General features: G+C 66.6%; 15 protein-coding genes. 8 read left to right on the top strand and 7 right to left on the bottom strand.

What is annotated here, in order from left to right; all coding sequences use genetic code 11:
* Window positions 1–58: 58 nt before the first annotated feature.
* From ROR02_RS14345 to ROR02_RS14335, 3 genes are all read right to left on the bottom strand, one after another.
* Window positions 59–601 carry an NUDIX hydrolase gene (locus tag ROR02_RS14345; protein WP_246135559.1) on the bottom strand — a complete coding sequence of 181 codons (543 nt, stop codon included), beginning with the start codon at window positions 599–601 and terminating at the stop codon, window positions 59–61.
* A 9-nt stretch (window positions 602–610) separates the two neighbouring features.
* Complete coding sequence (locus ROR02_RS14340; protein WP_147164731.1) at window positions 611–880, bottom strand: hypothetical protein; 270 nt, start codon at window positions 878–880, stop codon at window positions 611–613.
* 63 nt (window positions 881–943) lie between these two features.
* Window positions 944–1150: a hypothetical protein gene (locus tag ROR02_RS14335; RefSeq protein WP_147164730.1), complete on the bottom strand. Its 207-nt coding sequence runs from the start codon at window positions 1148–1150 to the stop codon at window positions 944–946.
* A gap of 379 nt (window positions 1151–1529) precedes the next feature.
* Between ROR02_RS14335 and ROR02_RS14330 the strand changes: the two genes are divergently transcribed.
* The 5 genes from ROR02_RS14330 to ROR02_RS14310 all read left to right on the top strand — a co-directional run bounded on the left by ROR02_RS14330 (window position 1530) and on the right by ROR02_RS14310 (window position 5645).
* Window positions 1530–3098, top strand: coding sequence for a hypothetical protein (locus tag ROR02_RS14330; protein ID WP_147164729.1), 1569 nt, complete (start codon window positions 1530–1532; stop codon window positions 3096–3098).
* Window positions 3070–3600: a nucleoside deaminase gene (locus tag ROR02_RS14325; RefSeq protein WP_147164728.1), complete on the top strand. Its 531-nt coding sequence runs from the start codon at window positions 3070–3072 to the stop codon at window positions 3598–3600. Before ROR02_RS14330 ends, ROR02_RS14325 begins: the two co-directional genes overlap by 29 nt.
* Before the next feature lie 59 nt (window positions 3601–3659).
* Entirely contained in the window at window positions 3660–4007 is a 348-nt protein-coding gene (locus ROR02_RS14320; protein WP_147164727.1) for a carboxymuconolactone decarboxylase family protein, read from the top strand.
* Between the two features lie 134 nt (window positions 4008–4141).
* Window positions 4142–4672, top strand: coding sequence for a hypothetical protein (locus ROR02_RS14315; RefSeq protein ID WP_147164726.1), 531 nt, complete (start codon window positions 4142–4144; stop codon window positions 4670–4672).
* A 352-nt stretch (window positions 4673–5024) separates the two neighbouring features.
* Window positions 5025–5645, top strand: coding sequence for a class I SAM-dependent methyltransferase (locus tag ROR02_RS14310; protein ID WP_147164725.1), 621 nt, complete (start codon window positions 5025–5027; stop codon window positions 5643–5645).
* 107 nt (window positions 5646–5752) lie between these two features.
* On the opposite strand, the gene ROR02_RS14305 is transcribed toward ROR02_RS14310, so the two are convergent.
* Window positions 5753–6388 carry a hypothetical protein gene (locus ROR02_RS14305; protein ID WP_147164724.1) on the bottom strand — a complete coding sequence of 212 codons (636 nt, stop codon included), beginning with the start codon at window positions 6386–6388 and terminating at the stop codon, window positions 5753–5755.
* A gap of 243 nt (window positions 6389–6631) precedes the next feature.
* Between ROR02_RS14305 and ROR02_RS14300 the strand changes: the two genes are divergently transcribed.
* The 3 genes from ROR02_RS14300 (at window position 6632) to ROR02_RS14290 (ending at window position 9680) form a co-directional block, all read left to right on the top strand.
* Window positions 6632–7561, top strand: coding sequence for an exopolyphosphatase (locus ROR02_RS14300; protein ID WP_147164723.1), 930 nt, complete (start codon window positions 6632–6634; stop codon window positions 7559–7561).
* 1 nt (window position 7562) lies between these two features.
* Complete coding sequence (gene zapE, locus ROR02_RS14295; RefSeq protein WP_307725156.1) at window positions 7563–8741, top strand: cell division protein ZapE; 1179 nt, start codon at window positions 7563–7565, stop codon at window positions 8739–8741.
* A 360-nt stretch (window positions 8742–9101) separates the two neighbouring features.
* On the top strand, window positions 9102–9680 hold the full coding sequence (locus ROR02_RS14290) for a lipocalin family protein (protein ID WP_147164721.1): 579 nt from the start codon (window positions 9102–9104) through the stop codon (window positions 9678–9680).
* Window positions 9681–9995: 315 nt separating this feature from the next.
* Here ROR02_RS14290 and trmB read toward each other — a convergent pair whose 3' ends face one another.
* The 3 genes from trmB to ROR02_RS14275 all read right to left on the bottom strand — a co-directional run bounded on the left by trmB (window position 9996) and on the right by ROR02_RS14275 (window position 12592).
* The gene (gene trmB, locus ROR02_RS14285; RefSeq protein WP_147164720.1) at window positions 9996–10712 is read right to left on the bottom strand and encodes a tRNA (guanosine(46)-N7)-methyltransferase TrmB; all 717 of its coding nucleotides are present in this window, start codon (window positions 10710–10712) and stop codon (window positions 9996–9998) included.
* On the bottom strand, window positions 10705–11874 hold the full coding sequence (gene metK, locus ROR02_RS14280; protein ID WP_147164719.1) for a methionine adenosyltransferase: 1170 nt from the start codon (window positions 11872–11874) through the stop codon (window positions 10705–10707). Before metK ends, trmB begins: the two co-directional genes overlap by 8 nt.
* A 169-nt stretch (window positions 11875–12043) precedes the next feature.
* Complete coding sequence (locus ROR02_RS14275) at window positions 12044–12592, bottom strand: helix-turn-helix domain-containing protein (protein ID WP_170245132.1); 549 nt, start codon at window positions 12590–12592, stop codon at window positions 12044–12046.
* Window positions 12593–12836: the final 244 nt, after the last annotated feature.

The following is a 12836-nucleotide window of genomic DNA, read 5'->3' as shown; positions in this document are numbered from 1 at the left end:
TTGAGGGCACCGCAAAGACTCCAGGGCGATCGGTTCACCCGAGGGCCCTGGCGGGGCTTCAGGCTCCCCCCGGCCGGTCCGAGGGGGCGAAGTCGCGTTGCCCCACGCGCCGGGCGTGATCGGTGAGCGCCCATTCCACGGTGGGATAGGCGAGCTTGCCCCAGGGGATGCTGGCCCACGGAATCAGCACGCTTTCCAGGCTTTCGCTGCCCGGGGCGTGGGCGGGGTCCAGCAGGCGGGCGCGGTACATCAGGTGAACCTGGCCGATGTGAACCAGGTTGTAAACGCCCAGCAGGTCGCCAACCTCGACCCGGGCGCAGGCCTCTTCCATCACCTCGCGCGCGGCGCCCTCGCGGGTGGTTTCGTCGAGTTCCATGTAGCCGGCGGGCACGGTCCAGAACCCTCGGCGCGGTTCGATCCCGCGACGCACCAGCAGCACCTTGTCTTCCCAGGTGCACACCGCGCCGACCACGATCTTGGGGTTTTCATAGTGGATGAAACCGCACGAGCCGCACACCATGCGCTCGCGGTTATCCCCTTCGGGAACACGGGCTTCGAACGTGGACGGATGGGAGGGCACGGGGCGGATTTCGTCGGCCAAGCCCGCCTCCTAGACCCAAAAATCGTAGTAGGTGCCGCGCGGGGCTTCCAGATCGTAACGCCGTCCATCAACCACGACGAAACGCCCGCTGCCCGCCTCGTCGCGGGCCGGCCGGGGACGAACGGGAGGAGGATCCTCGGAAAGGGCCGGGGAAAAAGGCGCGAGCGCGTCCGGACGCCCCGCCGCCGTGGTGCGCGAGCGGGCACCGGGCAGGATCACGGGGCCCTGATAGCCCCCTTCGATGCGGCCCCGTCCCAGGCCCGAGAGTTCGTTCGCCATGCCCCCTTCGATCCGCCTTCCGCTCGATCCGCCTTGCGCGCGGGATGCCTGGCGCGCCGGCGCTCAGGCGGTGACGTCGAGATCGTGGCCGCGATCGGGATTGATCGGCACCGCGACCTGGGAGGTCCGGGTGGTGTCGGTTGCCTGGGCCAGCATTTGCACCATTCGTTCATCCTGGGCAAAGGCTGCCTTCATCAGGGACTGACCGGCCGCGAGGGAAACAAGGCCCCCGTTCGCGGTTCCGGCAAGGCCTGCGGTGGTGGCATCCATGGCAGAGGTTTCCTTCTTCGCGCGTATCCGTCCTGGAACGACCCGACCCCCCTCCTTTGGGATAAGTGTAACGCGAGGATCGCCCCCTCGACAACGGGTTTATCGGTCGGCGGGGAGGGCGGCTGTATCGGCCATCACAGCACGAACGGTAGTCGCGTTGTATTTCGGCTGGTATATAGGCAGAGGTCTTCGGGTGATCGGCGTCCCGGACACCCCCGTGCCGGAAGGCGTGCGGACCCCTGGAAAGGGGGGGCACGAAACCGCCTTCCATCTTGCTGTTTTCTCATGCTTCCGGAGCGCGCGAGGCCCCGGCGGCGCGCCAGGGCCGGTTTTGCCGCGCCCCGCCTTTTTTACAACGGAACGGCAACGGAACACTCTGGTGAAGCGCGACGCGATCAACGAAAAGGTCTTGAAACTGCTGGCCCGGTTTGGCTCGGTCGACATCCCGGGCCTGGTCGCCGAGGTATCCCGGGTCGATGCCTCGGCCATCTTGCAATCCGGGGTTCTGGTGGATGCCAGCGGCAAGGTGCAGCTAGGCCAGGTTGGCGTGATGGAGTCCTTGCTGGTCATGGCGCTGGGCGGCAAGCCGACCGTGACCATGCCGCGCTCGATCGAGCCGGTGCGCGACGCGCTGATCTTGTTTTTGAAGCTGAACAACACCGACCGTTTCGGCTATCACCCCGACGACCGGCCCGAGCGCTGGGCCTTTCGCATCCTCGACCAGTTGTTCCTGGAATTCGCCCAACGCAACGACCTGTCGTTGAAGGACCGCCTGGTGCTGCTGCACGCGGCCCAGAACCCCTTGTGGCACGCGGCTTTTTCCTACGCCTTGAAACTGTACCTTCAGGTGGTCGAACGCGGCGAGGCCTTCATCAAGACCACCGACAAGCCGGCCATGGCCGCGACCGCGACCGCCTTTCGCACCGCCGTCGAGGTGCGCCGGGCCAAGATCCCCAAGCTCAAGTACGGCAACCCGCTGGCGGGCTTCAAGGAAATCACCGAGTACGCCATCGGCCAGTATTTCGATGGCCTCGACATCAACGACGCCATGAGCCAGACCCTGGTGCAAAGCCAGCTGGGCACCGGCGGCGACAGCGGGCAGGAACGCTTCAAGGCCTTCCTGGACGCGAACCGCATCACGATGGACATGTTCCCCACCACGGCGGCGCAGCTGTACGCCCAGGTGGGCGCCTCGATTCAGTTCAAGCACACCGAGGAAGAGGTTTCCAACGTTCTCTACGAGTTCGCCAAGCAGACCCAGCAGCAAAAGCAGATGGAATCCATGTTCGGCAACTTCGCCGAGGCGGCTTTTCCCGTCGCGGCCAAGTGCAGCCAGCTCATGTCCTTCAAGGGACTGGAAGCCAACGATGCCGCCAACCTGCTGGTTCGCTGGATGCGGGAATCGGGGGCGCTGGACGACATTCGTGGCGCCGACCGGCGCACCCGCATCGAGGCGGTGCTTGATACCATCAGCAAGGATGAACTGAGCAACCTCATGGCGTTTCGCAGCGGGCGCACCACCTCGGGCGAACTGGGGACCGCCGTGATCAATCAGTACGTCCAAGGTCACGTCAAACTTCTGACCTTGAACGCGGTCAATCAGAAAATGCAGCGCGTCCAGGCCGCCCTCACCAGCCAGATGGACGCCTCGGAAGCCTTCGTCGCCCGGCCGGGAGCGGCGATCCTCAAGGACATGACCTTCGGCGTGGACGAGTTTTTCCGCACCTTGCGCTCGGTGTTCCGCGACATCTTCGAAGCCGCCGACTCCACCCGTCTGACCCAGACCCGCACCCTTGACGAATTCCGGCGCAAGTACGGCCCGCTGTCGACGGTCAGCGTCATGGTTCCGCGCGATCCCAAGGTTTCCAGCGGGGCCTGGATCGAACAGGCGCGCAAGGAGTTGGGCGAGGTGTCCAGCTATGTCTTCGAAAAACGCCTGCAACGCTAAAACGCCCGCCCCGGACGGGGGGGGCCTTTCTCGCGTCGCGCCCCTCGTGGGCGTGGCGTGCCCCGATCCCCTGGCGCTGGCCCTGGCCCAGGCGCGCGCCGCCGCCGCCCTGGGCGAGATCCCGGTGGGCGCGGTGGTCACCGATGCCCGGGGCGTGGTGCTGGCGGCGGCCGGCAACCGGGTGGAAAGCGCCCGCGACCCCACCGCGCACGCCGAAATCCTCGCCTTGCGCGCCGCCTGCGCGCTGCGTGGCGAACCGCGCCTGCCCGACGCCTTGTTGTGGGTGACCCTGGAGCCCTGCGCCATGTGCGCCCAGGCCGTGGCCCATGCCCGCGTCGCCCGGGTTCTGTTTGGCGCCTACGACCCCAAGGGCGGCGGAGTCGAGCATGGGGCGCGGGTGTTCCGTCAACCGACCTGCCACCATCGCCCGGAAGTGGTGGGAGGCTTGGCCGAGCGCGAGTGCCAGGCCCTGCTGCGCGCCTTCTTCCGCGCCCGGCGTTGACGTCTCATCAGGGATCCCTAATATAGGGGATCTCCGTTCCTTTCCAAACGAGGCATTCCATGTACAAGGATTGGGCCAAGCTGGCGAACGACCTGGGCGCCCTGATGCGTGATACCCGCAAGGCGATTCCCGAAACCTGGGGCGGGTTCTCTCAGATGGCCAAGGGGGCGACCACGCCGGGCGCCCTGGATACCAAAACCAAGGAACTGATCGCGGTGGGCATCAGCATCGCCAACCGCTGCGACGGCTGCCTGGCCTTCCACGTCCGTTCGGCGGTGGAAGCCGGTGCCACGCGCGAGGAAATGCTGGAAACCGTGGCCGTCGGGCTGTACATGGGGGGTGGTCCGTCGGCGGTTTACGGGTCCATGGCCATGGAAGCCTTTGATCAGGCGGCGGCCGGCAAGTAAGCCCGTCCCGGGCGGCAGGCCCATCGCGTGCCCCGCCGCCCGGTTCTCCCCGATCGGGGGACGGCCCTTGACCCCTGGGGGCACGGTGGGAGCAAGGCTCCCCCTTGCCTTTCCTGCGCTGGGAGACTCCCGTCATGAACCGTGCGCGCCCTGGCCTGCCCTCCCTTGTGCGGATCACCCTGGGGGTCCTGCTGGCCGCGAGCCTTGCCCTGCCCGAGGCGTGGGCGTCCGGCGCCTCGTCCCAAGGCGGCGGGGCGGGCAGTGGCGATCGCAAGGAGCGCATGACCAAGCGCCCGCGCAATGAAGCCGAACTGACCGGCGGCGAGTTGATCCAGCTGGAAACCATGTGGATTCCCGCCTCGGAACCCGGCGGCCGGCGCCAGTACTTCGGCATGACCGTGCGCCTGTACCCCGAAACCGGCCGCTTCGCCGATGCCTGCTACAAGGCGCCGTGGGTGAACGAGGCCCTGATCAACTACTTTCACCAGCATCCCCTGGAGCAGGCCAGCCAGGCGGCGCTGGATCGCGACGCCTTGCGCCGCGCCCTCAAGGCCCTGGTGGACACGGTGGCCGGGCTGGGCGTGATCAAAACGATCACGATCCTGGACGGCGCTTCCGAACCCCCCACGGAAAACGACGCGGACCTTTCCCTGGTCTGCGGATAACCCCCTCCCCCCAAGGACCCGGCGCCCTCTGGCGCGCCACGACAGCCCCCGACGGATGGGGGGCGCCGCTCCCTGCCCTGGCCGGAGCCGGCCCGCCGCGGACCGGAGCGGGCAGGCGCGCGGCTTGTGCCGCGAGAGCCAAGCGCACGGAGTGCGTGCCCGGCGCTTGAGGGCATCGAAAAAACACCAGGGCGATCGGTCCCCCCGATCGCCCTGGGGCATAAGGCTGTTTGACCGCCGGTTCTAATTTATCTAATTTAACATGCATTTTGTCTTTTTCGGGCGATCCAAGGGGTTCCCCCTGGAAGCCTTGAAAGGGTCGCGGTCGTGGCGTTATCGATCCGGAGGACGCATGGACAAGGACGACCAGCGGGTGATTGCCCTGTACACCCGGTTTTTCGAGAAATTTGGTCCCACCCATCGCGCCTTGGACTGGACGTCGGCCGAAGGACAAAATGAACGGTTTTCCCGTTTCCTGGATTTGGGATTGGAAAACGGCGACTCGGTGCTCGATGTCGGCTGCGGCCTGGGGGATTTCCTGGCCTTCACCCGAGAGAGGGGCCTTATTCTGGCCTACACGGGCCTCGACATGACGCCGGCCATGATCGATTACTGCCAGGCCACCTATCCCAACGATCGGTTTCATAAGGGCAGCTTGCTGGACACCCCCCTGCCCTGGGGGGAACGACGCTTTGACTGGGTGGTGGCCAGCGGCATTTTCGCCCACCGCCGCCACGAGCCATGGGCCTACATGTGTGCCCTCGTCGATCGCATGAAGGATCTGGCCCTCAAGGGCGTCGCCTTCAACGCCCAATCCACGCGCGCGCCCTACCCGGAACTGTGGACCTTGTTCCACGCCGATCCCGACCAGACCCGGGAGTACTGCACGCGCCCGGGCTGGACCGTCATCGTGCGCCCCACCCGCGACCGCTCCGACTTCACCACCTATCTGTGGCGTACCCCGCCAGAATGAAGCCCGAAAAGGGGGAGCCGCTTTCGGATCCGGACAAATCGACCTGAGAAACAAAGCGTTATAGCGCCGCGTCGGGAGCCGGCTGCCCGCACGGCGCCGTGGCCTGATCACTCGCCCGACGAATCGCCCAGCGCCCCGATGCTGGCCCCCAGGGCATAAGCGCCCACCCCCAGGCTGCCCAGGGCCACCGGATACACGGCGTAGTGCAGCGTGGTGGAGCGCGTGGGACGGGCCGCGAAGGCATCGTGGAGCGCGACGGCATCCTTGTATTCAAAGAACGCCACCAGGGTTTCGGCCCACGGCTTGATCCCCGGCACCGAGGGCGGCGGATTGGAAACGGCGCCAAGAAAAGCCAGACGCGCCTGGCGGGGGTGCAAGGCGTCGTATTCCGCCACCCGGTCGGCCAGAAAGCGGGCCAGGTCTTGGGTGGGGGTGTCGCCCTGAAGGGCGGCGACCCGGGCCAGGCCGCGCCATGCCTCGGGCTCCACCGGCCAGGCCTGGGCCGCCGCGCGATAGTGGGCCGCCGCGTCCGCCAGCCCTCCCCTCGCCTCGGCGTCCTGGGCGGCGCTCAGGTCGGTTCGCGCCGCCTCCTGATTGAAGGTACCCGCAGAGGGCACGGAAGGCTCGGTGGGTTCAAAGGCGGTGCAAGCCCCCATCCCCCACAACACGCCGGCCAGCAGCACGCCCCGCGCGGTGGTCCAGCCAACGCGCCGGCGAAGGGAGCAAACGACGGGGTGGGCCATGACGGGGTTCCTTGCAGGAGCGGCGATCTCCCGCTAGCCTAATGATCCCGACAGGGCCCGCCAAGGCCTTCCCATGCCCTTGCCGCTCCTCCGAACATTGTTTCACCCTGGCATCGGTTCACCCGCCCCTTGCCTCGGGCCCCCGGGCACGGTAAACCGGACACGGTGCGCTCCTGGGGATGGTTTGGGGGGCGGTTGTTCAGCTCATGCGGTGTATAGAATCAGCGTCAGGGAGGCGCGCTCATGGCGGATGAGAAATTCCGGCTTGTAACCCGAAGCGACTTTGATGGCCTGGTCTGCGCCGCACTCCTCAAGGAACTGGATCTGATCGACGAGATCACGTTCGTTCACCCCAAGGACATGCAAGACGGGGTGATCGAGATCTCGGGGCGAGACATCACCACCAACCTTCCCTACGTGGATGGCGTTCATCTGGCCTTCGATCACCACCTTTCCGAAACCATCCGGGTTGGCAAGAAAGACAATCACATCATCGATCCGCTGGCCCCCTCGGCGGCCCGGGTCGTGTACGATTATTACGGCGGCCGCGACCGTTTCCCGCGCATCACCGACGAGATGATGGAGGCGGTCGACAAGGGCGACAGCGCCCAATACAACATGGAGGAAGTCCTTCATCCCAAGGGGTGGGAACTGCTAAACTTCCTCATGGACGCCCGCACCGGCCTGGGGCGTTTCCGCGAGTTCCGGATTTCCAACTATCAGCTGATGATGAAGCTGATTGATTACTGCCTGGAACATTCGATCAGCGACATTCTGGCCCTGCCCGACGTGCGCGAGCGCGTGGATCTGTACTTCGAGCACGAACCGAAGTTCAAGGAACAGATCAAGCGCTGCACCCATGTGCACGACAATCTGGCCGTCCTTGACCTGCGCAACGAGGAAACCATCTGGGCCGGCAACCGGTTCATGATCTATGCCCTGTTCCCCGAAACCAACATTTCGATTCACGTGCTTTGGGGCCGGGCCCAGGTCAACACCGTGTTCGCCGTCGGCAAGTCAATCTTCAACCGCTCGTCCAACACCAACGTCGGCGAGCTGTGCTTGAAGTACGGGGGCGGTGGCCATCACGCCGCCGGCACCTGCCAGGTGGCCAACGATCGCGCCGATACCGTTCTGGCCGAATTGATCGGCCGCATCACCGAGGACGGCTGACCTGCCCCACGCGTCCGCTTCCAGGGCCATCGGGCCCCTTGACCGCTACCGCCAGCGTCTGGCGGAGGGCGGCCTGATCGCCGACCCCGCCCAGGAGGCCGCCCTGGCCTCGCTGGAGCGGCTGTTCAAGGCCGTGTGCGCGGCCCCTGCCCTGCCGCCTCCCCCGCCGCCGCCCCGAAGCGGCTGGATGGCGCGCCTCGCGGGGACACGCGCGCCCGCGCCCGCGCCCAAAATCCCCGGCCTTTACCTGTTCGGGGCCGTGGGGCGCGGCAAGTCCATGCTGATGGACCTGTTCCATGCCTCGCTGCCGGAAGGCACCAGCCGGCGGCTGCATTTCCACGAGATGATGCGCGAGGCCCACGCCCAGCTTCACCGCTGGCGCACCCAGACCCCGGCCAGCGCCCGCACCGATTCCGGCGACCCGATTCCCCGTCTGGCCCACGCGCTGAGCGAAAACCGCCGCGTCTTGTGCCTGGACGAAATGGATATCCAGGATATCGGCGACGCCATGATCGTCGGGCGCCTGTTCCAGGCGATCACCGATCTGGGGGTGGTGGTCGTGGTCACGTCCAACCGCGAGCCCGACGACCTCTACCGCCATGGCTTGCAACGCGAAAAGTTCCTGCCGTTCATTGCCCTGATCAAGGAGCGCATGGAAGTCGTGGAGCTGGCCAGCGCCCGCGACTATCGCCTGGACCGCATGAAGGGCATGACGGTGTACATCACCCCGCCCGGCCCGGCGGCGGACGACTGGCTGACCCGCTGCATGACCCGGCTGGCCAACGGCGAAACCCCGGCGCCCCGGATTCTCAGCGTCGATGAGCGCCCGGTGCGGGTGCGCGCGGCCGCTGGCCCCATTGCCCGCTTCACCTTCGCCGACCTGTGCGCGGCGCCCCTGGGCAGCCACGACTACCTGGCCATCGCCGAAACCTTCGACGTGGTGTTGATTTCCGATATCCCCTGCCTGGGCCCCCACAACCGCGACGAGGCCCGCCGGTTCGTGGTGCTGATCGATGCCTTGTACGATCACCGCACCGCGTTGATCTGCTCGGCCGCCGCCCCTCCGCACGAGCTGTATCCCAGCGGCGACGGCGCCTTCGAGTTTGAGCGCACCGTGTCGCGCCTCATGGAAATGCAGGCGGAAAGCTACCTGGGACAGGCCCACCTCGGCCCCGCGTGATCGCGGGGCATAGCCGGGCCAGCGCCAGCGCACCAAGCAAGGATCTCTTGAAAGGAATTGCTCAAAAGGCGAAACCCTTCTAAAGTTCATCCTTGAAAGGCAGGGGTGCGGTCGGGCGCGCAACCCTTGCCGGCCGGTCTATCCCCCGACGGAGATGGCTTTCCACCAGCCCCTCACGGCAGGGACTCCCGGTCCGGACCGCGAAGCCCCCTCCCCTTCTTCCGACATTCTCCCCATATCCTGACGGGGCGTTCCCCTCGTGGTCCGCGCGCGGACACGGGGAAAGGCCCGCAAGCTCGCCCCCGGGGAGGCATGGCCTTGCCCGAGTTTTCGCTGTTTCCAACGTGAAAGGCCCCCAGGATGAGCGTTCCTGCCGTATGCTCCTTTTTTTCCCGCGCCCGCGAACGCCTGCCGGCGGCCTCGCGCCTGTTCGCGCTGGGCGCCGTGCTCAGCGGCTGTGTCGGCGCACCCTCGGGCATCACGCCGGTTCACCCCTTCGACGCCAAACGCTATCTGGGCACGTGGTATACCGTCATGCGCCTGGATCACCGCTTCGACCGCGACCTGACCCACGTCACCGCCACCTATGGCGCGATGGACGACGGCCGGGTCAGCGTGGTGAACCGGGGCTACGACCCCAAGGCCAGGCAGTGGCGCCGGATCGAAGGCGCGGCCCGCTTCCTTGAGGGCCCCGATACGGCCAGCCTGGCCGTGACCTTCTTCTGGCCGATCACCGGCGGCTATCACGTGGTGTACGTGGACGAGGCCTATTCAACCGCCATCGTCACCGGCCCGACCCGCGATTACCTTTGGTTCCTGGCCCGGACTCCGCAGATCCCGGAAGACACGCTGATGGGATTGGTGGACATCGCACGCGCGAACGGCTTCGCGGTTGAAGGCCTGACCCGGGTCCAGCAGGACCAGCCCCCTCCGGCGTGATCCCTGCGCACGGGGCGGCCATCCCCTCCGGCGACGCGGGGCTGGCGCCCCGGCCCCCCCCTGGAGGCTTCGCCTCCAGACCTCCCCTTCCTTTTATTCATCGGCATGGGTCAGGAACAAAAAAGAATATTGGAGGCTTCGCCTCCAAACAGGTCGCGCCCTCTGCTTCACCACGGAAGCAAACGGAATCCACGAAGAAACAAAGGGGGCACCGGGGCATCGCCCCGGCCGGGTTCGGGCGGGAGCCCGACGGCCGCAGGCCGATCAAAAGCCCGACGGCCGCAGGCCGATCAAACGCCCCGGCGCCCCCCGTTCCTACACGGTCACGCGTGGCAGGCGGCGAAACACCATGTACGCGGGCTTGCGGCCAACGGCCAGGGCCTTGGCCTCGTAGCGGGTTTGCACCCAGTCGGCGGGCGGCTCGCGCCAGTCGCCGGGGCCGGTGGCGGTCCAGCGAAACAAGCGGTGATCGGTGGCGTGGCGCAAGGTCCAGCGCACATACCCCATGTCGTCGCTGGCGACGCGCAGTTCGCCGCCGTCCACGAGCAGATGCCCGAAAAGATCCAGCCGCGCGGGTTGGATCATGCGCCGCTTGGCGTGGCGGGTTTTGGGCCACGGATCGGGAAACAGCACGAACAGGCGTTCCAGGCAGGCCTCGGGCAGGCGGGCCAGCAGGGGGCGCACGTCGTCCGGGCACAGGCGCACGTTGTCCAGTCCCCTGTCGTCGATCTGGGACAGGGCCTTGCCCACGCCGTATTCGAACACCTCGGCCCCGATGAAGCCAATGTCGGGGTGGGCGGCGGCCTGGGCGCACAGATGTTCGCCGCCACCAAAGCCGATTTCCAGCCACACGGCCTTGACCGGCCGCCCGAACAGGGTGAACGGATCGATCATGGGCGCGGGCGTGCCCTCGGGAAGCGGGATGGCAAGACGAGGCAGCAGCGTTTCCATCAAACGCTGACGGCCGGCGCGAAGGGGTTTGCCCTTGCGCCGGCCGTGAAAACGCTCGTCGTCAACGGGCCTGTCAGGCACCGAACGCCGTCTTGAGCGCGTCGACCAGACCAGTCCGCTCCCACGAGAAGCCGCCGTCGGCTTCCGGAGCGCGGCCGAAGTGGCCATAGGCGGCCGTGCGGGCGTAGATCGGGCGCGACAGCTGGAGGTGTTCGCGAATGCCGCGCGGCGACAGGTCCATGACCTCGCCCAGCACCTTGCCCAGGCGGGCTTCATCCACCGAGCCCGTGCCGAAGGTATCCACGTAGATCGACAGCGGCTTGGACACGCCGATGGCGTAGGACACCTGGATCACGCACTTGCTGGCCAGGCCGGCGGCCACCACGTTCTTCGCGAGATAGCGCGCGGCGTAGGCGGCCGAACGGTCCACCTTGGTGGGATCCTTGCCCGAGAACGCGCCGCCGCCATGCGGGGCCGCGCCGCCGTAGGTGTCCACGATGATCTTGCGCCCGGTCAGGCCGCAATCGCCATCGGGACCGCCGATCACGAAACGGCCGGTCGGGTTCACGTAGAAATCGCTTTCGGGGCACATCCAGCCCTCGGGCAGGACCTTGAGCACGTGCGGACGCACGGCCTCGCGGACCTCTTCCTGGCTCAGGCCGGGGTCGTGCTGGGTGGAAACCACGACGCTGGTGGCGCCCACCGGCTTGCCGTCCACGTAGCGCAAGGTCACCTGGCTCTTGGAGTCGGGACCGAAGAAGGTGGCGCCGGCGTGGCGGGCGTCGGCCATCGACTTCAAAATAGCGTGCGAGTAGGCAATCGGCGCCGGCATCAGGTGCTCGGTTTCCGTGCAGGCATACCCGAACATGATGCCCTGGTCGCCCGCGCCCTCGTCCTTGTTCTCGGCCGCGTCCACGCCCTGGGCGATGTCGGCCGACTGGGAATGCACGCGCGAAACGATCTCGGCGTCCTTCCAGTGGAAGCCGTGCTGCTCGTACCCGATATCCTTGATGGCGTCCCGGGCGATTTCCTTGAGGCGGTCGTGGGTCAGCGAATCGGGACCGCGCACTTCACCGGCCAGCACCACGAAATTGGTGGTCGCCAGGGTTTCCAGGGCCACGCGGGCCAGGGGATCGGCGGCCAGGAAAGCGTCCACGATGGCATCGGAAATGCGATCACAGACCTTGTCGGGATGCCCTTCGGAAACGGATTCGCTGGTAAACAGGTAGTCGGACTGGGACACGCTTTTTTCCTCCAACGCCGGTAAAGCGGGCACAAGCGGCCGCGTGGGCCCGGTGTGTCCCCGAACCCCGCGGCACGGCGCAAGGCGCCCTTGTCGCATGAGTGTCTGCCGGGACGCAAGACCGGGATCACGGAGTGCCGGCAGCCCCGCTCCATCCGGCCCGGGGCGCCTATTCGGCGGCCGCCTCGCCGAGAGGCTCGTTCGTGTCCTCGTCCAAGACGCCGTCGTCATCCAGTTCGGCCGCCGTGGGCGCCAGCGATGCGCCACCCAGCGTTTTGGTCAATTCGAACACCCGCTTGCGCACCGACGGATCGGTGATGCGGTAGTAGGCCCGCACCAGTTCCAGGGTTTCGCGCCGGGTCATCGGGTCGGCTTCGTGAACCTGGGGTTCGCTGGGGACCTGGGCAATGTTCATCGGGCTGTGCTGGACCGTGTCGTCGTCCATGTCCTCGAAGAAGTAGGACATCGGCACATCCAGGACGCGGCTCAGATCCCACAGGCGGCTCGCGCCGATGCGGTTCGCGCCGCGTTCATATTTCTGAACCTGCTGGAAGGTGAGTCCCAGCGCTTCCCCCAGCTTTTCCTGGCTCATCCCCAACAGCGTGCGCCGCAGCCGCACCCGGCCGCCCACGTGCACATCCACCGGATTGGGTCGTCCCGAGGGAGTGCGCCCCCTGGAAGACCGCCGGACGCCGGTATCGTCGTCGTCAGGCTGCATGATCGCGCTCATCGCTCGGTCCTCGCTTTCGTGGCTTTGCTCTCTCGTTGGCAAGACAAACACCGGCTCGGACAGTGTTTGTCCGTACCGGTTGCCTTCCGTCCAGAGTAATTCTAGTCTCGGGTCGAAACTGAACCATGCCCCGCATCGGTAGCACCGATGCTTTTTTTAGTCAAGTGAATTAGAGGGTTGAGGCAGGGCAACCGGGTGAAGCCCTGGGCGCCCTTGGAAGAGGGTTCCTCAA

It is taken from the genome of Pararhodospirillum oryzae (assembly GCF_007992075.1).
GTDB lineage: Bacteria > Pseudomonadota > Alphaproteobacteria > Rhodospirillales > Rhodospirillaceae > Pararhodospirillum > Pararhodospirillum oryzae.
The sequence above is the reverse complement of the archived record's forward strand: the minus strand, read 5'-3'. Positions and strand labels throughout refer to the sequence as shown.